The organism is Streptomyces alfalfae, from assembly GCF_004127445.1.
Taxonomy (GTDB): Bacteria; Actinomycetota; Actinomycetes; order Streptomycetales; family Streptomycetaceae; genus Streptomyces; species Streptomyces alfalfae.
This window is the reverse complement of sequence record NZ_QEXM01000022.1, coordinates 24,487-42,186: the sequence shown is the minus strand read 5'-3', so window position 1 is coordinate 42,186 and position 17,700 is coordinate 24,487. Positions and strand designations below refer to the sequence as shown.

The 17,700-nt window shown below is 72.6% G+C and carries 15 protein-coding genes; 3 read left to right on the top strand and 12 right to left on the bottom strand.

What is annotated here, in order from left to right:
* Positions 1 to 12 precede the first annotated feature (12 nt).
* From DCW30_RS08550 to DCW30_RS08540, 3 genes are read right to left on the bottom strand one after another with little or no spacing between them, the layout of a single operon-like run.
* Entirely contained in the window at positions 13 to 1,599 is a 1,587-nt protein-coding gene (locus tag DCW30_RS08550; RefSeq protein ID WP_076685774.1) for a D-alanine--poly(phosphoribitol) ligase, read from the bottom strand.
* Between the two features lie 10 nt (positions 1,600 to 1,609).
* Positions 1,610 to 3,454, bottom strand: coding sequence for an aminotransferase class I/II-fold pyridoxal phosphate-dependent enzyme (locus DCW30_RS08545; RefSeq protein WP_076685775.1), 1,845 nt, complete (start codon positions 3,452 to 3,454; stop codon positions 1,610 to 1,612).
* Positions 3,451 to 3,711 carry an acyl carrier protein gene (locus DCW30_RS08540; RefSeq protein WP_062774305.1) on the bottom strand — a complete coding sequence of 87 codons (261 nt, stop codon included), beginning with the start codon at positions 3,709 to 3,711 and terminating at the stop codon, positions 3,451 to 3,453. Before DCW30_RS08540 ends, DCW30_RS08545 begins: the two co-directional genes overlap by 4 nt.
* A gap of 263 nt (positions 3,712 to 3,974) precedes the next feature.
* On the opposite strand from DCW30_RS08540, the gene DCW30_RS08535 reads away from it, so the two are divergent.
* The 3 genes from DCW30_RS08535 to DCW30_RS08525 are packed head-to-tail and all read left to right on the top strand — an operon-like array spanning position 3,975 to position 8,273.
* Positions 3,975 to 6,716 (top strand): polyketide synthase, encoded by a 2,742-nt coding sequence (locus DCW30_RS08535; RefSeq protein ID WP_076685776.1) that lies wholly within the window; start codon positions 3,975 to 3,977, stop codon positions 6,714 to 6,716.
* Positions 6,713 to 7,891 carry an L-prolyl-[peptidyl-carrier protein] dehydrogenase gene (redW, locus tag DCW30_RS08530; protein WP_076685777.1) on the top strand — a complete coding sequence of 393 codons (1,179 nt, stop codon included), beginning with the start codon at positions 6,713 to 6,715 and terminating at the stop codon, positions 7,889 to 7,891. The genes DCW30_RS08535 and redW overlap by 4 nt, the downstream gene beginning before the upstream one ends.
* 55 nt (positions 7,892 to 7,946) lie before the next feature.
* Entirely contained in the window at positions 7,947 to 8,273 is a 327-nt protein-coding gene (locus DCW30_RS08525) for a RedY protein (RefSeq protein WP_076685778.1), read from the top strand.
* 74 nt (positions 8,274 to 8,347) lie between these two features.
* Here the strand turns inward: DCW30_RS08525 and DCW30_RS08520 are convergent, their stop codons facing one another.
* The 9 genes from DCW30_RS08520 to DCW30_RS08480 all read right to left on the bottom strand — a co-directional run bounded on the left by DCW30_RS08520 (position 8,348) and on the right by DCW30_RS08480 (position 17,347).
* Positions 8,348 to 9,586 (bottom strand): beta-ketoacyl-[acyl-carrier-protein] synthase family protein, encoded by a 1,239-nt coding sequence (locus DCW30_RS08520; protein ID WP_076685779.1) that lies wholly within the window; start codon positions 9,584 to 9,586, stop codon positions 8,348 to 8,350.
* Positions 9,586 to 9,825 (bottom strand): acyl carrier protein, encoded by a 240-nt coding sequence (locus DCW30_RS08515; protein WP_062774314.1) that lies wholly within the window; start codon positions 9,823 to 9,825, stop codon positions 9,586 to 9,588. The genes DCW30_RS08520 and DCW30_RS08515 overlap by 1 nt, the downstream gene beginning before the upstream one ends.
* 33 nt (positions 9,826 to 9,858) lie before the next feature.
* The gene (locus tag DCW30_RS08510; RefSeq protein ID WP_076685780.1) at positions 9,859 to 10,860 is read right to left on the bottom strand and encodes a beta-ketoacyl-ACP synthase III; all 1,002 of its coding nucleotides are present in this window, start codon (positions 10,858 to 10,860) and stop codon (positions 9,859 to 9,861) included.
* 17 nt (positions 10,861 to 10,877) lie between these two features.
* Positions 10,878 to 11,366, bottom strand: a complete 489-nt coding sequence (locus tag DCW30_RS08505; protein ID WP_076685781.1) for a type II toxin-antitoxin system RatA family toxin — start codon at positions 11,364 to 11,366, stop codon at positions 10,878 to 10,880.
* Positions 11,367 to 11,378: 12 nt separating this feature from the next.
* The gene (locus tag DCW30_RS08500) at positions 11,379 to 12,671 is read right to left on the bottom strand and encodes an aspartate aminotransferase family protein (RefSeq protein ID WP_076689236.1); all 1,293 of its coding nucleotides are present in this window, start codon (positions 12,669 to 12,671) and stop codon (positions 11,379 to 11,381) included.
* Between the two features lie 103 nt (positions 12,672 to 12,774).
* Positions 12,775 to 14,427, bottom strand: coding sequence for an aldehyde dehydrogenase family protein (locus DCW30_RS08495; protein WP_076685782.1), 1,653 nt, complete (start codon positions 14,425 to 14,427; stop codon positions 12,775 to 12,777).
* 343 nt (positions 14,428 to 14,770) lie between these two features.
* Entirely contained in the window at positions 14,771 to 15,547 is a 777-nt protein-coding gene (locus tag DCW30_RS08490) for an AfsR/SARP family transcriptional regulator (RefSeq protein ID WP_062774321.1), read from the bottom strand.
* A gap of 492 nt (positions 15,548 to 16,039) precedes the next feature.
* The gene (locus tag DCW30_RS08485) at positions 16,040 to 16,651 is read right to left on the bottom strand and encodes a hypothetical protein (protein ID WP_062774323.1); all 612 of its coding nucleotides are present in this window, start codon (positions 16,649 to 16,651) and stop codon (positions 16,040 to 16,042) included.
* A gap of 87 nt (positions 16,652 to 16,738) precedes the next feature.
* On the bottom strand, positions 16,739 to 17,347 hold the full coding sequence (locus DCW30_RS08480; protein WP_076685783.1) for a TetR/AcrR family transcriptional regulator: 609 nt from the start codon (positions 17,345 to 17,347) through the stop codon (positions 16,739 to 16,741).
* Positions 17,348 to 17,700 lie beyond the last annotated feature (353 nt).

The window sequence follows — 17,700 nt, the reverse complement described above, 5'->3', positions numbered from 1 at the left end:
CGGCGGCGGTGGTCAGGACGGCGGTTCCGCCGCGCCCTCGGTGAGCGCGCGGTAGTCGGTCTTGCCGTTGGCGTTGCGCGGCAGCCGGGCGAGGCGGGTCGCGGAGTGCGGCAGCATGTACGGCGGCAGGAGCGCCTTGCAGTGCTGCTTGAGCTGGAGCAGGTTCGGCGGCTTCACGCCCTCGCGCGGGACGTAGTACACGGCGATCCCGGTCCTGCCGCCGGTCTCGGCGGTGATCACCGCGGCGTCCGCGACGGCCGGGTGGCGCAGGACGGCCGCCTCGATCTCGCCCAGCTCGACGCGGTAGCCGGAGAGCTTCACCATGCGGTCCTTGCGGCCCCGGTAGACCAGGCGCCCCTCCTCCACCGTCACCAGGTCGCCGGTGCGGTGGCGGCCCGAGCGGTGGTCGGCGGCGGCCGGTTCGTGCTCGCGGCCCCAGTAGCCGGGGGTCACGCACTCGCCGCTGACGACGAGTTCGCCGGGGTCGCCCGGGGCGTCGACGGCCTCGCCGTGCTCGTCCTCCACGCGGACGTGGGCGCCCTTGATCGGGGTGCCGATCGGCAGCGGGTGCTCGCGCTCCAGGTCGGCGGGGGTGGCCCGGTGGTAGGTACAGACGTTGGTCTCGGTGGGCCCGTAGAGGTTGTACAGCGCGGTGTCCGGCGGCAGTACGCCGCGCAGCGCGCGCAATCGGCCGATGGGGAAGACCTCCCCGGCGAACAGCACGTACCGCAGCGAGCGGGTCTCCGCCGGGGTCAGCGCCCCGGACGCGGTGAGCAGGTGCAGGATCGAGGGCACCGAGTACCAGACCGTGACGCCGTGGCCGCGGATGCCGGCGGCCAGCGCGGAGACGTCCTTGGCCGCGGCGTCGGGGACGACCCAGAGCGTGGCCCGCGCGGCGAGCGCGGCGAAGAGGTCGAAGGTGCTGAGGTCGAAGTTGAACGAGGCGTGGTTGGCGAAGACGTCGTCGGGGCCCACCTCGAACTCCTCCAGGGCCCAGCCCACGAAGTTGGCGAGGTTGCGGTGGGAGATCTTCACGCCCTTGGGCGTCCCGGTGGAGCCCGAGGTGTAGAGCAGGGCGGCCAGGTCGTCCGGCGTCCGGCCGCGGCCCGCGGGCCGGTCCGGGGCGTCGGCGGTGAACGCGGACCAGGAGTGCACGGCCACCGTCGCCGGCGTCCGTACGGGCTCACCGGGGTCCTCGGCCGGGCCGGTCAGGACGATGGCGCGCAGCGAGGCGGGCAGCTCCGCGCCGGCCAGCTGCCGCAGCCGCCCGTGGTCGGTGAACAGCACGGTCGGCCCGGAGTCGCCGAGGATCGTCGTCACCCGGCCCGCGGGCTGGGCGCCGTCCAGCGGCACGTACACGCACCCGGCCTCCAGGGCGGCGAGGACGGCCGTCACATAGCGCGTGCCCTTGCCGAGCCAGACGGCGACGCGTTCGCCCGGCCCCGCGGTCACCTCGCCGAGCCGCCCGGCGAGGGCGTCCACGCGGCGGGTCAGCTCCCCGTACGAGACGGGGTCGTCGCCGGTGAGCGCGGTGCGGGCGAGTTCGGCGTCCGATAGGCCGCGCGGCAGCCGGATCACGGAGATGTCCCCCTTCCTCACGGCCGCCCCCTCACCGCTCGGACCGGGGCAGCACCCCGGTCTCCCGGCCGGCCTCGGCGAAGATCCCGGCCGCCTCCTGGAGGTCGGCCGGCGTGTGCTCGCTGGTGACGCTGATCCGCAGCCGGGCGTCGCCCAGCGGCACGCCGGGGAAGACCACGGTCTGGCAGAACAGGCCGCGGGCCCGCACGGCGCGGCCCATCTCCATCGCGGTGCGCTCGTCGCCGATGACGATCGGCAGGATGGCGCTCTCCGACCGCTCCAGGTCGAAACCGGCGTCGAGGAGCGCGGACCGCAGGGTGCGGATGTTGTCCCAGAGGCGGGTGAGCCGCTGCGGCTCGGACTCCATGACGTCGATGGAGGCGATCAGTCCGGCCGCGGTGCCGGGCGGGATGTTCGCCGCGAAGACATAGGAGTTGGCGTAGAAGCGCAGGTAGTCGATGACGTCCTGGTCGCCGACGACGAAACCGCCCATGCCGGCGAGGGCCTTGCTCATCGTGCCCAGCTCCAGGTCGACCTGGCCCTTGAGCCCGAAGTGCTCGGCGGTGCCGGTGCCGTGCTCGCCGAGGACGCCCGTGGCGTGCGCGTCGTCGATCAGCACCCGGGCGTCGTACTCCCGGGCGAGGCGGACGATCTCGGGCAGGTCGCAGATGTCGCCGTGCATGCTGAACACGCCGTCGGCCACGATGAGTCTGCCCATCACCTCGCCGCGGCAGCGCTGGAGCACCCGCTCCAGGTCGGCCATGTCGTTGTGCCGGTAGATCTTGCGGACGGCGCCGGAGAGCTTGCAGCCGTCGACGATGCTCATGTGGTTGAGCCGGTCGACGATGGCCGCGTCGTAGCTCTTGACCAGGCCGGAGATGACGCCGAGGTTGGCCGAGTAGCCGCCGGGGAAGACCGCGCACGCCTCCCTGCCCTTGAGGCGGGCGAGGCGGCGCTCCAGCTCGCGGTGGAGCTCGTTGGTGCCGCCGATGATGCGGGAGCCGGTGTGGGTGGCGCCGAAGGCGCGGGTGGCGTCGCAGACCGCCTCGACGACCTTCGGGTGCTCGGCGAGACCGAGGTAGTTGTTGGAGGCGAACATCAGGAACTCGCGCTCCCGGCCCTCCAGGTCGTCGTACATGACCGCGCGGCTGCCGCTCCTGGCGCGGTGCGGCATCCCGTACCAGTAGAGCCTGTCCTGCTCGCGGCGGGTGCGGTAGGCGCGGAAGGACCGGGCCTTGGCGAACAGGTCGGTGTCGCGCTCCTCCATGAAGTCCTTCATGGAGCGGCTGTCCCAGTCGTCGGCGCCCGTGCCCGCCGCCGCCCGGTCCGCGGCCGGCGCGCCGTCGGCGCCGCCGTCCAGCGGCTGGAGCGCCGCGAGTTCGGCGTGCAGCTTGCGCAGGGTGGTCGCCTGGACGCCGTCGGTCGCGTCCTGCGGGATGCCGACGGCGTCCGCGGTGTCCGCGATGATCGACGTCAGGACGACGGAGTCGATGCCGAGCTCGCTCTCGAAGTCGGCGTCGAGGCCCAGCTGATGGCGCTGGTAGTGGGTGTGCCGCATGGCCGTGCCGACGAGGGTCTCCAGCAGTTCCGGCGTGCCGTCGGCGGGCCCGTGGGCCGCGGCGAGCGCCGCCGTCACGTCCGCGACGAGGTCGCGCAGGGTCTCCGGCGCGGAGTCCAGCTCGCGGGGGAGCCCGAAGTGCTCGGTCAGGGCCACCAGGATCGACTCGAGGACGACGGAGTCGATGCCGAGCTCGCCCTCCAGGTCGCTCTCCGGCCGCAGCCGCGCGGTGTCGTACAGCGTGCGGGACGCCACGATCTCGACGACCTGGCGGTGGATGAGCGAGGGGTCCTTGGACGTCTGGGCCGGCTCGTTCATCGGGCACCCTCTTTCTCGTTCTGGATGCGGTCGACCAGCGCGGCGATGGCGCCGACCGTCTGGAAGTTCCCGGGCGCGACCTCGTGCAGCGGCACCGTGATACGGAATTCGCTCTGCAGGAAATGCACCAGGTCGAAAATCCCGGCGGAGTCGATGATGCTCAATTCGGTGAGAGGTGTCTCGCTGTCCAGCCCTTCGGTGTCACCGTCAAGCCAGGCCGTCGCAATGTAATCGATGATCGACTGCTCAGTAATCATGGCCGCCTTAGACTTGTATTCGGCAGAATGCCGAGCCGGGACAACTGTCGCAGATGCGACTTGCATCCTGCTGAGATCCGGATGTGAAACCGCTGGCGCAGGCGTTGTCGCTGGTCAGCATGGTCTTTGGGGAGACTCCTCGCCGGGCCCGCCTGGCCGGGAAGGCTGGAAACAATGCCAGGGCCAAAGGCTTGTAATTCTGTGGTAAGTTTCCACGGAATTTCGCCATCCTGCCGTTACGACGGAATGTGGAGTTGCCTGTCATGCACTCCGAAGACGCAACCTGCGATCAGTGGGAGAACATCGGAAAGGAGCGTACGGCGATCGTCGGAATCGCCGCGCTCACTCCTCGGGTCATGGGGGTAGATGCCTATTGGGAATACGTGAGGGACGCATCCGGGGGACCGCGCTCCCCGGCCCGCTGGGCGCCGGACGAGCCGGCGGTCGACGTGGCCCGCTTCGGCATCCCGCCGGTGCAGGCGCGGTCCATGGCCCGGCTGCAGCCGCTGATGCTGGAGGCCGCCGAGCAGTGTCTGCGGGACGCGGGCGCGGTGTCCGGCGGCGCCGACGACCGCACCGACGTCGTCGTGGGCACCTGCTTCGGCCTCGACCGGCAGTACGCCAACGCCCTGCGGATCGCGGGCAGCGCCTACGCCCGCGAGGTGGAGCGGGCCGCCCTCGCCACCGGCCTGCCCGAGGCCGTGGAGAACGCGGGCCAGGCCGCCGAGGAGCTGCGCGGCCTGCTCCAGCGCACCCTCGGCGCGTCCCCGCACGACCGGGTCGGCGAGATGGCCAGCACCATCCCGGCCCGGATCGCCTCGGCCTTCGGCCTGCGCGGGCGCACGCTCGCCGTCGAGTCGGCCGACGCCACCGCGTTCGTCGCCCTCGCCCAGGCACTCGGCTCGCTGCGCGCCGGACTCGCCGAGCGCGCCCTCGTCCTCACCGGACAGCTGCACGAGAGCGAGGTGCTGACCTCGCTGCTGCGGGCCAAGGGCCTGCTGCCGCCGCCGGGACCGGCGGACCGGGGCGAACTGGCCGAAGGCGTCGGCGCGGTGCTGCTCAAGCCGCTCGCCGCCGCCGAGCGGGACGGCGACCGGATCTACGCCACGATCGCCGACTGCCGCGTCCGGCACCACGGCGTGCCGGGCCGCTTCCGCCACGAGACCTCCGTCGAGCGCCACCGCGACCTCCTCCGCGCCGCCCACCGCGCCGTCGGCGCGCAGCCGGGCGGCGTGCGCTACGTCGAGCGCACCGGGACCGCAGGCGAGGCCGAGAGCGCGGAACTCGCGGCCCTCGCCGCCGAGTCGGCCGACGCCGAGCCACCGGTGATCGGCGTCGCCCGCGACCGGACCGGGCACACCTTCGCCCACGCGGGCATCGCCGCCCTCACCACGGCGGCGCTCGCGCTGCACCACCGCACGCTGCCCGCGCACCGCACGGCGGCGGGCACCGCCCCCGCGGCCCCCTGGGCGGCGCCCGCCGACGGCACGCCCCGCAGGGCCGCGGTCAGCGGGACCTCGCTCACCGGCACGCTCGGCCACCTCGTCCTGGAGGAGCACCGGCCCACGGCCGCGCCCGCCCCGGCGCCCGCGCCCGCGGCCGTGCCGCGCGCCGCCCGGCTCCCCGAACCCGTCGCCGTGGTGGCCTACGGGGGGCGCTTCGCCGACGCCGAGGACGCCGACGCCTACTGGCGGCTGATGCTGAGCGGCGAGGACCGGCTGCGCCCCGTCCCCGCCGACCGCCTCGACCGCGAACTCCACCACGCCCCGGGCGTCCTGAACCTCAACCGCAGCTACACCGACCTCGGCGGCTGGGCCGACGTCCCGCAGTCCCCGCCGCCCGGCGCGGACATACCACCCGAGCGGTACGCCGCGCTCGACGCCGCCCAGCGCATGGCCCTGGCCGTCGCCGACGAGGTCCTCGGGCGGTACGGCGGGCGTCCGCTCACCGGCCGCGGGATGCTCGCCGTCGCCGGGAACCTCGGCCTGGCCAACGACCGCCGCGCCCACGTGGACCGGAGCCTCGGTGAACTGGAGGACGCCGTACGCGATCTGACCGCGCTCAAGGGGCTCTCCACGGCCGAGGTCGAAGGGCTCATCGACACCGCCCGGCAGGCGTACGGGCCCCCGGCCGAGCCGACCGCCGACACCCTGGACGGAGCCCTGGCCAGCGGCACGGCGGCGCTCATCGCCGGGGCGTACGGCCTCGACGCCGTGCCGTTCGCGGTGGAGGCGGCCTGCGCGTCCTCGCTGGCCGCCCTGGACACGGCGCTGACCGCGCTGCGCTCCGGCACCGTCGACTACGCCCTGGCAGGCGGCGTCGAACTGCCCTGCTCCGCGCGGGACATGGTGCTGTGCTCCGCCCTCGGGCTGCTCTCGCACAACCGCATCACGCCCTTCGACGCCGGGGCCGACGGCTTCACGCCCGGCGACGGCTGCGCGCTGTTCCTGCTCAAGCGGCGCTCGGACGCCGTGCGGGACGGCGACGAGATCGTCGCCCTGCTCACCGGCTCCGGCGCCTCCAACGATGCCAAGTCACTGATCGCCCCCGACGTCGACGGCCAGGTCAGGGCCATGCGCCAGGCGTTCACCCAGGTCGCCCACGGACCGGCAGACGTGGACTACCTGGAGGCGCACGGCACCGGCACCAAGGTCGGCGACCGCGTGGAGATCACCGCCACCGGACGGGTCTACGGCGGCGCCGCCCGCCCGAGGCCGCTGGAGATCGGCTCCGCCAAGGGCTTCGTCGGCCACACGTTCGCCGCCGCGGGCGGCGCGGGACTGCTGCGCGCCCTGCTCGCCCTGCGCGCCCGGACGCTGCCGCCCCACACCCATCTGGACCGGCTCAACCCGGCGCTCGGCCTCGACGACCTGCCCGCCGCGATCGGCACCCGCCCGCGGCCGTGGCCCGCCGCTCCCGGCGCCCCGCGCCGGGCGGCGGTCAGCTCGTTCGGCACCGGCGGCATCAACTACCACCTGCTGGTCGAGGAGGACCACCCCCGATGAACCCGCTGATCAGCTTCACCTTCGACCGGGACACCGAGGAGATGTGCGCGACGCTCACGGACTTCGCCGAGCAGCGGCTCGGGGCGCCGGAGCGGTTCGACGCCGCCGACTTCCGCCGCCGCTGGCTGCTGGCCGGGCGGCAGGGCGTGACCGGCACCTGCGTGCCCGACGAGTTCGGCGGCTCGGGCCTCGACGCGGTCACCGCCACCGCGCTGATGGAGGCGCTCGGCAGGGGCTGCCGCGACACCGGCTTCGCCTTCTCCGTCGCCGCCCACCTCTACGCCTGCCTGATGCCCGTCGTCGAGTTCGGCACGACCGAGCAGAAGAAGCGGTGGCTGCCCGCGCTCGCCTCCGGAGAGCGGATCGCCGCCCACGGCATCACCGAGCCGGAGGCCGGCTCCGACGCGCTCAGCCTGCGCACGCGGGCCGTCCGCGACGGCGACGGCTACGTCCTCACCGGCGCCAAGTGCTTCACCACCAACGCACCGGTCGCCGACGTCTTCCTCGTCCAGGCGGTCACCGACCCCGCCGGCGGCTACTTCGGCGTCACGTCCTTCCTGGTGGAGGCGGGGACGCCCGGCCTCACCGTCGGCCGCCCGTACGACAAGGTGGGGCTGCGCGGCTCACCGATGGCCGACGTGCACCTGGACGGGGTGTTCGTGCCGGCCGACCAGGTCCTCGGCGCCGAGGGCGGTGGCGCGGCCGTCTTCACGTCCTCGATGCGCTGGGAGCGCACCTGCCTGTTCGCCGCCTACCTCGGCGCCATGAAGCGCCTCCTCGACTCCACCGTGGCCTACGTCAAGGAGCGCGAGCAGTTCGGGACGCCCATCGGCTCGTTCCAGGCGGTCAGCCACCGCATCGTCGACATGACCCTGCGCTACGAGTCGGCGCGCCTGATGCTCTTCCGCGCCGCCGTCGGCCTCGACGAGGGCAGCCACGACGAGGTGGGCCCCGCGCTCGCCAAGCTCGCCGTGAGCGAGGCGGCCGTGCAGCTCGGCCTCGACGCCGTGCAGCTGCGCGGCGGCCTCGGGATCGTCGACGGCGAGGCGGAGACGTTCCTGCGCGACGCGCTGCCGTCCCGGATCTTCTCCGGCACCAACGAGATCCAGAAGAACAACATCGCCCGCGCGATGGGCCTCGGCCGCGCGCCGCACCGCCGGCGCGCCTCCCGCTGACCCCGCCGCCCGCACCCGTCAGTCCGTACCCGTACCGCCCGCATCCGGAGGACCCGTGGAGTACATCGTGCACCGCATCAAGCTCCGCCCCGGCGTCGACCCGCAGCGCTTCGAGAGCTGGGTCCGCGACGTCGACTACGCCACCTGCGCCGTGTTGCCGAGCGTCGTCACGTTCAGCGTCCAGCGCGCCTCGACCGACCCCGAAGCGCCCTTCCACTACTTCGAGATCATCGGCGTGCACGACCGCGACGCCTTCGCGCGGGACATGAAACTGGACGCCTTCCACGGCCTGGAGGAGGTCTTCGACACCATGGCCGTCGTCGTCGACGAGATCGCGGGGACGCGCGTCGGCTCCGGCTACTCCCAGCGGTCCTCCTGGTAGGTCCCGGCGCACCGCACGGAGGGGCCCCGGCCGCGAGATCGCGGCCGGGGCCCCTCCGTGTTCCCTCCCCGCCGTCAGGCCTTGCTCAGGAGCAGCACCGCGTTCTGCCCGCCGAACCCGAAGGAGTTGCTGACCACGGTGGACAGCGGGCCCTCGCGGCCCTCCTTGCGTACGACGTCCAGGTCGATCTCCGGGTCCTGGCTCTCCAGGTTCGCCGTCGGCGGCACGAAGGAGTGCTCAAGGGACAGCGCGGCCGCCGCCGCCTCGATCGCCCCGGCCGCGCCCAGCGTGTGCCCGAGCACGCCCTTGACCGACGTCACCGGCGGCTGGTGCGGGAAGACCCGGCGGATCAGCCTGGCCTCCGCCGCGTCGTTCAGCGGCGTGGAGGTGCCGTGGGCGTTGACGTGGGCGACCTCCTGCGGCGCCACCCCGGCGTCGCGCAGCGCCGCGCGCACCGCGAGCTCCGCGCCCCTGCCCTCGGGGTCGGGCGCCGTCGGGTTGTGCGCGTCGGCCGACGCCCCGTAACCGCTCACCAGGGCCCGCACACGGGCCCCGCGGGCCCGGGCGTCCTCGGGGCGCTCCAGGACGAGCACGGCCGAGCCCTCGGCGAGGACGAAGCCGTCCCGGTGGACGTCGAACGGCCGGGAGGCGACCGCCGGGTCGGCGGAGTGCCGGGACAGCGCCCCCATCCTCGCGAACCCGCCGGCGATGGAGGGCACCACGCACGCCTCCGTGCCGCCGGTGACCACCACGTCGCAGGCCCCGCTGCGGAGCAGGTCACGGGCGGTGCCGATGGCGGTGGTCCCCGAGGAACAGGCCGTCGCCGTGACGAGGTTGGGGCCCATCGCCCCGTACTCCATGGCGATGTGCCCCGCCGACATGTTGCAGACCAGCATGGGGATCAGCATCGGCGAGATGCTCTCCGGGCCGTGTTCGAGGAGCTTGCGGTGCTGGGTCTCCCAGGTGGCCGCGCCGCCGAGCCCGACCCCGAGCACCACACCGACCCGCGCCCCGTCCCACGTGGCGGGGTCGAGCCCGGAGTCGGCCAGCGCCTCCGCGGCGGCGGCCAGCGCGAGCTGGTTGTGCCGGTCGAGCCGCCACGCCTTGCGGCGCCCGATGGCCGCCACCGGGTCGAAGTCCGGCACCCGCGCGCCGAACGCGACCTCGCCGCCCTCCAGCGCGGCCACGGGACCGGCGCAGGTGGCCTCGGCGGCACAGAGCCGCTCCCAGGTGGGTGAGGCTCCGTTGCCGGCGGGCGTCACCATCCCCAGGCCGGTGATGGCGGCGTCGAAGCGGCCCTCACCGGCCGCCATCAGACCTCCACCAGCTTGGCCTCGATGACCTTGGCGACGTGCGCCATCGTGTCCTCGGCACGCAGTTCGTCGTCGCCGATCGGCACGCCGAACTCCTGCTGGGCGGCCATCGTCAGCTCGACCAGGGCGAGGGAGTCCAGCTCCAGGTCCATGAAGGTGGTGCTCTCGGAGACTTCGCCGGCCTCGGCGCCGAAGCCCGTCACCAAGAGGTCGACGAAGCGTGCGTAGACGTCACTCATGGGGTTCTCCGTAAGGGTGGGTGGGTTCTTGCGTCAGGCAGGTTGTACGTCGGGCCAGGTCAGGGCGGTCGCGCCCCAGGTGAGCCCGCCGCCGAAGGCGGTCAGCACGGTCCGGTGGCCGGGCAGCAGCCGTCGCGCGGCCACCGCGTCGGCGAGCGCGAGCGGCAGGGAGGCGGCGGCCGTGTTGCCGACCCGGTCCAGGTGGACGGGGCAGCGCTCGCGCGGCAGCCCGAGCCGGTCGGCGACCGCGTGGAGGATGCGGAGGTTGGCCTGGTGCGCGACGAGCCGGTCGATGGAGTCGGCCGTCCACCCCGACTCCTCGGCGACCTGCCGGGAGCTCTGCGACATCCGCTCCACCGCGCCGCGGAAGACGGCCTTGCCGTTCATCCGGAAGTACGGGTCGGCGTCGGCGGCGGTCTCCCGGCGGAACGGCTCCCGCGACCCGCCGGAGCGCACCGAGATCAGCTCCTCGCCCGAGCCGTCGCTGGCGAGCAGCACGGGCCCGAGCGCGCCCGGCTCGTCGGGCTCGCCGGGGCGCAGCAGCACCGCGCCCGCCCCGTCGCCGAAGATGGCGCGGGCCGACCGGTCGCCGGGGTCGAGGATGCTGGAGTAGGTGTCCGCCCCGATCACCAGGACGCGGTCGGCCGTGCCCGCCGCGATGAGACCGCGGGCGGTGGCCAGCGCGTACAGGAAACCGGTGCACACCGCGGAGACGTCGAAGGCGGGCACGGGGCCGAGGCTGAGCCGGGCGGCGACCAGGGGCGCGGTGGCCGGGCAGAGCCGGTCGGGGGTGGTGGTGGCGAGCACCACCGCGTCCGCCCGTGCCACACCGGCGGACTTCAGCGCCCGCCCGCCCGCCTCGACGGCCATGTCGGAGGTGGCGACACCGGGTTCGGCGATGTGCCGCCGTCCGATGCCGGTCCTGCTGCGTATCCAGTCGTCGGTGGTGTCCAGCTCCCTGCCGAGGTCGTCGTTGGTGACGACCCCCGCGGGCAGCCAGGCGCCCAGACCGGCGACGACCGAGGTCCGAACCATCGCCGCCGTCCCCGCGGTCAGGCCGCGCCCGCGGGCGCGGGCCCGGCGAGCGAGGCCAGCCGGCCGGCGAGCCGGCTGTCGCCGACGACCTCGGCGTCCGGGAAGAGGCCGAGGACGATCAGGCCGATGGTCTCCTTGATGACCCGCTCGGCGACCGGGTCGAGGATGCCGGTCAGGCTGGGGATGCCGAAGTCGAAGTCGGTGGTGAAGTCGAGCCGGGCGCCCTCGTCGTTCGCCAGGACGTGCCACCGGCCGGAGAAGGACTCGAAGTCCCCGTCGGTCTGTGCGAAGTCGATGGTGCGGGCCTCCTCGTCGGCCCGGTCGGTCTCCGTCCAGCGGAGGATTCCGTTGCGGAAGTAGACCTCCCAGTCGCTGCCGCCCTCGTGCGGCTCGACCGAGCGCACCGCGGGCGCCAGGTCGGGGAACCGGCCGAACTCGCGGACCGCGGTGAACACGGCGCCGGGTTCGCTGCCGGGCAGGTCGATCACAAGCTGCACGCTACGCATGGGTTCTGCCGCCTAGTGAGTCGGTGTGGAAGGGAGGTACTGCGCCGCCTGCGCGCGGCACGCCCGGTCGAACGCCTCGCAGAGGAAGGCGACGTCGGAGGGCGTGAGCACGGCCGGGGGAGTGAAGCGCAGCACCATGTGCGAGTTGAGCGAGTGGTTGGCGATGACGCCCTGTTCGAGCAGTTCGATCAGCAGCTCGCCGGCGAGGCCGGGTTCGGTGAACTCCACGCCGATGAGCAGCCCCTGGCCGCGCACCTCGCGCACCGCGGCGCCGAAGTGGCGTTCGGCGATGGCGCGCAGCTCGGTGAGGAGCTGGGCGCCGAGCACCCGGGCCCGGTCGACCAGGCCGTCGTCCTCGATGGCCTCCAGCGCCCCGCGCACCGCGGCCATGGCGAGCGGCGAGCCGGAGAAGGTGGAGGTGTGCAGGTAGGGGTCCTTGTCGAAGACGGAGAACACCTCGGGCGTGGCGACCAGCGCGGAGACGGGCATGACGCCGCCGCCGAGCGCCTTGCCGGTGAGCAGGATGTCGGGGACGACGCCCGCCAGGTCGGCGCCCCACCAGGCGCCCAGGCGGCCGAGGCCGGTCTGGATCTCGTCGAGGACGAGCAGCGCGCCATGGGCGTCGCAGGCGCGGCGCACCTCGCGCAGGTAGCCCTCCGGCGGGATGATCACCCCGGCCTCGCCCTGGACCGGCTCGATCACCACGCACGCCTCGCCCGGCATGGTCGCCAGCAGCCGCTCGATCGCCGCGGCGTCGCCGTAGGGGACGTGGTCGACGCCCGGCAGGAGCGGCCGGAAGGGGTCCTGGAAGGTGTCCTTGCCGGTGAGGCTGAGCGCGCCCATGGTCTTGCCGTGGTAGCCGCCCTCGGTGGCCACGAGTCGGGTGCGGCCCTGGGTGCGGGCGACCTTGACCGCGGCTTCCACGGCCTCGGCGCCGCTGTTGGCGAAGTGCACCCGTTCCAGGCCGGGCGGGGCGAAGTCGACGAGGGCGTCCGCGGCGTAGGCGGCCTGCGGTTCGAGGAAGAGGCGGGTGGCGACGGGGTGGCGGCCGAGCTGCTCGGTGACGCGGGCGAGGACGGCCGGGTGCCGGGCGCCGGTGATGAAGACGCCGTAGCCGCCGCAGTTGAGGAACCGGCGGTCGTCCTCGCCGGTGACCCAGGCGCCCTCCGACGCAAGCTCGACGTGACGGCCGAAGAGTTCGCCGAGCGTGGCGCGGCCCTTGTTCATCCGCGTCCGGTAGAGCTCGATCAGGGTGTCCGCGTCGGTGGCCTCGACGGCCGCGCCCGGTGTTTCGACTGTGGTCATGGTTCCCTCGGTGGTCGCGCGGAAGGGCAGGTTGTGGCGGATGTCCCGCAGGGCCGTCTGGAGGGTCGCGGCGAACAGCTGGGGCAGGTGTCCGCCGGACACGTCAGCCGAACAGCTCACGCCAGGCGCCGAAGACCGCCTCGCGGGGCCGTGACCCTTCGCTGAAGCTGACGCCCTGGACGTGCGAGGTGCGTAGGATCGGGTAGTTGGCCTCGCCGAAGACGCCGCCGGTCAGGCCGGTGCCGCCGTGGGTGGGCAGGCAGGGCAGGAAGCCGATGTGCGAGTCGTTGACCTTGAGCAGGCCGCCCCCGGTGACGCGGTCGGTGAAGTGGGTGACGACCCGTTCGTCCCGCGCCCACAGGGAGTTCCGCAGCCCGTAGTCGTTGCTCTCCACGAAGGAGACGAAGCGGTCGAGCAGGGTCTCGTCGTCGGCGGGTTCGGCGACGACGACCGGCAGGAGCGGGAAGAACGTCTCGTGGCGCACGGCGTCGAGCTCCCTGGCGTGCGCGAGGCCCCGGACGAGCAGGACCGTCGGCTCCAGGAAGATGCCGTGCGGGTCGCGGGTGCCGTCGAGCTGCATCGCGTGGCCGCCCGTGAGGAGTTCGGCGCCGTTGTCCAGCGCCTGCTCCAGGCAGGTGAAGAACTTCTCGTTGCGCAGGACGGGGGTGAGCAGCACCTCGGGGTCCTGCGGCCGGCCGGGGCGGATCTCCCGTACGCGCCGCACCAGTTCCTCGGTGAGGCGGTCGGCGACGTCCGGGTGGACGACGACCTGGTTGGGGATCATGCAGAGCTGGCCCGAGCCGTAGAAGCTCTCGGTCAGCGCCTCGGCGGCCAGTTCGACGTCGGCGTCCTTCCAGACCGTCACGACGTCGTTGCCGGCGAGTTCCAGGATCGGCTTCTTGCCGGCGGCGACGCAGCGCTGCTCGAAGCGGACGCCGTTCTCGCTGCTGCCGAAGTAGATGATGTCGTCGACCTCGGGGCTGTCCAGCCAGACGGAGAGCATCGGCGCCGGATCGCCGCAGACGGCGTTGAGCACGCCGCCGGGGGCGCCGAGTTCGTCGAGGACGGGCGCGACGATCTCCTGGAGGACGTACATGACGCCGAGGGGGCCGCTGCGGGGCGCGCGGACGACGAGCGCGTTGCCCGCCATGATCGAGGTGGCGCCCAGCATCGCGCTGGACAGCGGGGCGTTCTGCGGCGGGTTCAGGCAGACCACGCCGTCCGGCCTGCGGCGCACCTGGAGGCGGCGCTCGCCGTGCCGGAACTCCTGGAGCATCTGCGAGCGGTAGAACGCGGCGGACCGCGGACCGAAGATCTCCAGCATCCCGGAGACCTGCCAGCGGGCCAGTGGCAGCGGGTGCCCCTCGGCGACCAGGACGGCGGCTATCTGCTCGGCGTTCTCGGAGATCCGCCGGTGCAGCAGCTCGGCGAAGCGGTCGACGCGCGTGTCGAGCGGCACCGCGCCCCACTCGGGCGCCGCCGACGCGGCGGCCTTCACCGCCAGTTCGACGGTGTCCCTGTCGGCCTTGGCGACCCGGCCCACCACCGTGTCCGGAAGCTCGCCGGGGGTGTCTTCCGGCCGCCCCTGCTCCAGGCGGCGCTTGAGGCGGAGAGTGGCGAATACGTCGTCGAGCAGGGCGTTGGAGTCCACCACGTAGACCCACTCACCGCTCTCTCTCCGCTCGCCGTTCACGTAGGAGTAGTAAGTGCGCAGGTCCTGATGGGGGATCGAACGGGACAGCTGACCAGTGCCCACACTGACTCCATTTCGTCTGCGGACATCGAGCGAGTCGAGTCTGTGGAAGGGATGCGTACAAGACCTTTCCAGGGCTTCCTGAGAATGCACTGAAACCTGACTGAAGCGGTTTTTTTCCGGGAGGAACGCACGCCGAATAACCGGCCGTCGCCTGTCCGGATATCACCGGATGAGGCGTCACGGCCGGTTTCGAGGGGTGACAGAGAGGGACGCCCCCACTATGGTTAGTCAGGTGACTAACCCGAGGGAACGCCCGAGGGATCGGGGGTGGTGCGCGCGCCGCGGGACCGGCGCTGCCGGGCGGAGGGTGACTGTTCGGCGGCAGGGGAGCCCCCGCGAGGCGTCAGCGCCCGGCGAGGATCAGGCTCGGTTCCTGTTTGAGGATCTCCGCGAGTCTGCTGCGCATGCCGGGCCCCGGTTCGAGACCGAGGTCGTTGCTGAGGTGCTCGCGGACCCGGTAGTAGACGTTGATGGCGTCCGCCTGCCGGCCGGAGCGGTAGAGGGCCAGCATCAGCTGCTCGCAGAAGCGTTCCCGCAGGGGGTGGCGGGTGAGCAACTGCTTGAGCTGCGGGACGACTTCGCGGTGCAGGCCGAGGGCGAGCTGCGCCTCGATCAGCAGGTCCTTGGCCATCAGCTTGGTCTCGTTGAGATGCGCGCAGGCCGTCTGGCAGCTGATGCCCTGGCCGGTGTCGGCGAGCGCGGGACCGCGCCACAGCCGCAGCGCGTCGTTGAGCAGGGTGATCGCCCGCTCGGGGTCCTCGTGGAGGGTGTGGCTGCCCACCTGCTGCACGATCCGGGTGAACCGCAGCGCGTCCACGTCGTCGGCGTCGACGTCGAGCAGATAGCCCGAACCGGAGGTGCGCAGCAGGTCGCGGGCGCGGGTGCTGCCGGTCTGCTCCGCGAGGGAGCGGCGCAGCCTGGCGACGTGGCCCTGGAGTGAGTTGCCCGCCGAGCGCGGCGGATTGTCGCCCCACAGCTCGTCGAGGAGATCGGCCGAGGAGATGACCTCGCCCGGGTGCAGGGCGAGACTGGCGATGATGGTTCTGGGCTTCGCGCCCGGTATCTCTATCTCGGTCCCCTCGTGGGTGACGCGCATCGGTCCCAAAACTTCGATCAGCATTCCGTTCCCCGTCTGCTCGAAATTGCCGTGCTCTGCTGGGCGTTCTGTGGGGTCGCCCGTCCGACCGACGGCCTGTCTGGGGGTGAAGGAAACAGGTGTCGGCGGCCCCCGTTGAAAAAGCTTTGACCAGGTGCTGCCCCGTGAAGTGAATGAATGTTCGTATAGCGTCCGGTCGCCGTGCGGCGAACACGGACGCCGCTTGTGCGTGCCCGCGACAATGGTCGCGTGCGTGTTACCGAGAGGAACACGCACGCGCATTCGCGAATTGGTTGGAACTCGTATTAAAACACGGACTGATGGCTGAATCCAGTGGCCATATGCCCCGAGGGGCCTGGATTACTCCGGTCGCTCAAGTTGATTTATGAACGATCGTCGAAGCCCTGATCACCGGCAATCCACGGCCAATTGACCGGCCCTCGCGGACCGGACGTTCCCGGCGTCTCGGTCCTGAAAAACAGGAACTTCCGCTTCCGAACATGGCATTCCGTATTCTCACTCGTCGGCCCGGTCGCCGCTCCTGTCGCCGGCCCGGTCGTAGGACTGGACGGGCCGGCCGAGGCGTTCCGGCACGCCGTGGGCGAGGACCAGCTTCAGGAGCAGGACGGCCGGCAGCCAGTCGAGCCCGGGAGGCGCCTCGACATAGGGCGCCACCATGATCCCGGCGACCACGACGCCGAGGGCGATCGGCCGCTTCAGGCGCTCGGCGGACCGGTCGACGGCGACCGCGCCGGCCAGCGCCCACGCGTACCAGAGCAGCCCCCACCACCAGGTGCCGCCCGGTATCACCAGGGCGATGAGCACCGGCTGGAAGTGGGCGGCGGTGAAGCCCACCGGGTGGTGGACGAAGTGGGCGAACGCCGAGTCGGTGTAGGTGAGGGGGGAGTGGTAGAAGCACTTGGCGGTGTCCAGGCCGTTGGCGACGACACCGCCGGCCAGGTCGTGTACGAGCAGGATGCCGATGAGCCACTGCCACCAGGTCCAGCCGAGGCCGTGGCCTCCGACGAGCAGCGCGCCGATGCCGAAGACCGAGACCGCGTAGGCGAGTCCCTTCTCCGCGCGCGTCGCTCCGGCGCCGAAGGCCCAACTCGTCTTGGCCGCTTCCACTGTGCATCCTTCCTGGCGGGGCAGGGGGAACGTACGGAGGAGATCGGCGACCCGGCCGGGGGTGTCCGGGCCGCCGAGACTGCGCGGTCAGGGGGAGGCTTCCCCCGTGGCGCCGGAGGGCGGGCCGCCCGGCAGGAACTGGGAGAGCGCCGAGAGCGCCTCGCCGTTGTCGAGGTCCGGGTCGAGCATCCGGTGCAGCAGCATGCCGTCGAGCAGGGCGATCAGCACCGTCTCGCTGCCGTCGGGCGCGGAGGGGTGCACCCGCTTGATCCAGGCGCGCAGCTTGGCCCTGGTCTCGGTGAGCGCCTCGCGGAGCGCCTCGCCGAGCAGCGGTTCGCGGGCCGCGCCCGCGATGACCTCCACGGTGAGCCGGGCGGTCCTGCTGTCGTGCGGGGCGGCGAGCAGCTCGATCAGTCGGGCGTGGGCCTGTTCGACCGTCGTGGTGCTGCTGAGCGCCAGGGTCACCGGGTCGAAGACCTCCGCGCCGACCCGGCGGGCGATGGCGATCTTCAGGTTGGGCAGGCCGCCCCAGTAGTAGTGGATCAGACCGAGGTTGGCGTTGGCGCGCTCGGCGACGGACCGGGTGGTGACACCGGGCCACCCGCTCTCCGCGAGCAGTTCCACGCCGGCGTCGACCAGCTGATCACGTCGACGCTGCCCTCGCGGCGAAGTTGGCCGATCGACTAAATTAGTCATGTGAGCAACCTATCGTCACGTCGCCGGTTTGTCACCTTCACCCATCGCCCCAGGTCGGGGCGGTCGAGCCCGCGGCGGCCCCGGCTGCCGGGCCCGTCGGCGCCCCGGGCCGCGCGCGGCCCGCCGAGGGCCGGTGTCCGCGGGGGCGCCACCGAATGCGGCGAAACTTTCTCCCCCGCTCTGACCGGGGAAATCGCCGTGAATTCCCCCGAACCGCCTTGACACTCGCCTCCGGTCGGCTATTACATGCAGCTCCCGGACGGCCATCTCCGTCATCTCTGTGCCTGTCGACGGCATTCCGCGGCGAATCGACGTCTCTTCGCCCCCGCCCCGCTCCCGCAAACAAACGGAGT

What these genes read in the sequence shown, in the direction of transcription:
- DCW30_RS08545 (WP_076685775.1), bottom strand. Translation starts at nt 3,454, where the DNA reads ATGAACGAGCCGGCCCAGACGTCCAAGGACCCCTCGCTCATCCACCGC.
- DCW30_RS08540 (WP_062774305.1), bottom strand. Translation starts at nt 3,711, where the DNA reads ATGATTACTGAGCAGTCGATCATCGATTACATTGCGACGGCCTGGCTT.
- DCW30_RS08535 (WP_076685776.1), top strand. Translation starts at nt 3,975, where the DNA reads ATGCACTCCGAAGACGCAACCTGCGATCAGTGGGAGAACATCGGAAAG.
- redW (WP_076685777.1), top strand. Translation starts at nt 6,713, where the DNA reads ATGAACCCGCTGATCAGCTTCACCTTCGACCGGGACACCGAGGAGATG.
- DCW30_RS08520 (WP_076685779.1), bottom strand. Translation starts at nt 9,586, where the DNA reads ATGGCGGCCGGTGAGGGCCGCTTCGACGCCGCCATCACCGGCCTGGGG.
- DCW30_RS08515 (WP_062774314.1), bottom strand. Translation starts at nt 9,825, where the DNA reads ATGAGTGACGTCTACGCACGCTTCGTCGACCTCTTGGTGACGGGCTTC.
- DCW30_RS08510 (WP_076685780.1), bottom strand. Translation starts at nt 10,860, where the DNA reads ATGGTTCGGACCTCGGTCGTCGCCGGTCTGGGCGCCTGGCTGCCCGCG.
- DCW30_RS08505 (WP_076685781.1), bottom strand. Translation starts at nt 11,366, where the DNA reads ATGCGTAGCGTGCAGCTTGTGATCGACCTGCCCGGCAGCGAACCCGGC.
- DCW30_RS08500 (WP_076689236.1), bottom strand. Translation starts at nt 12,671, where the DNA reads ATGACCACAGTCGAAACACCGGGCGCGGCCGTCGAGGCCACCGACGCG.
- DCW30_RS08490 (WP_062774321.1), bottom strand. Translation starts at nt 15,547, where the DNA reads ATGCTGATCGAAGTTTTGGGACCGATGCGCGTCACCCACGAGGGGACC.
- DCW30_RS08480 (WP_076685783.1), bottom strand. Translation starts at nt 17,347, where the DNA reads ATGACTAATTTAGTCGATCGGCCAACTTCGCCGCGAGGGCAGCGTCGA.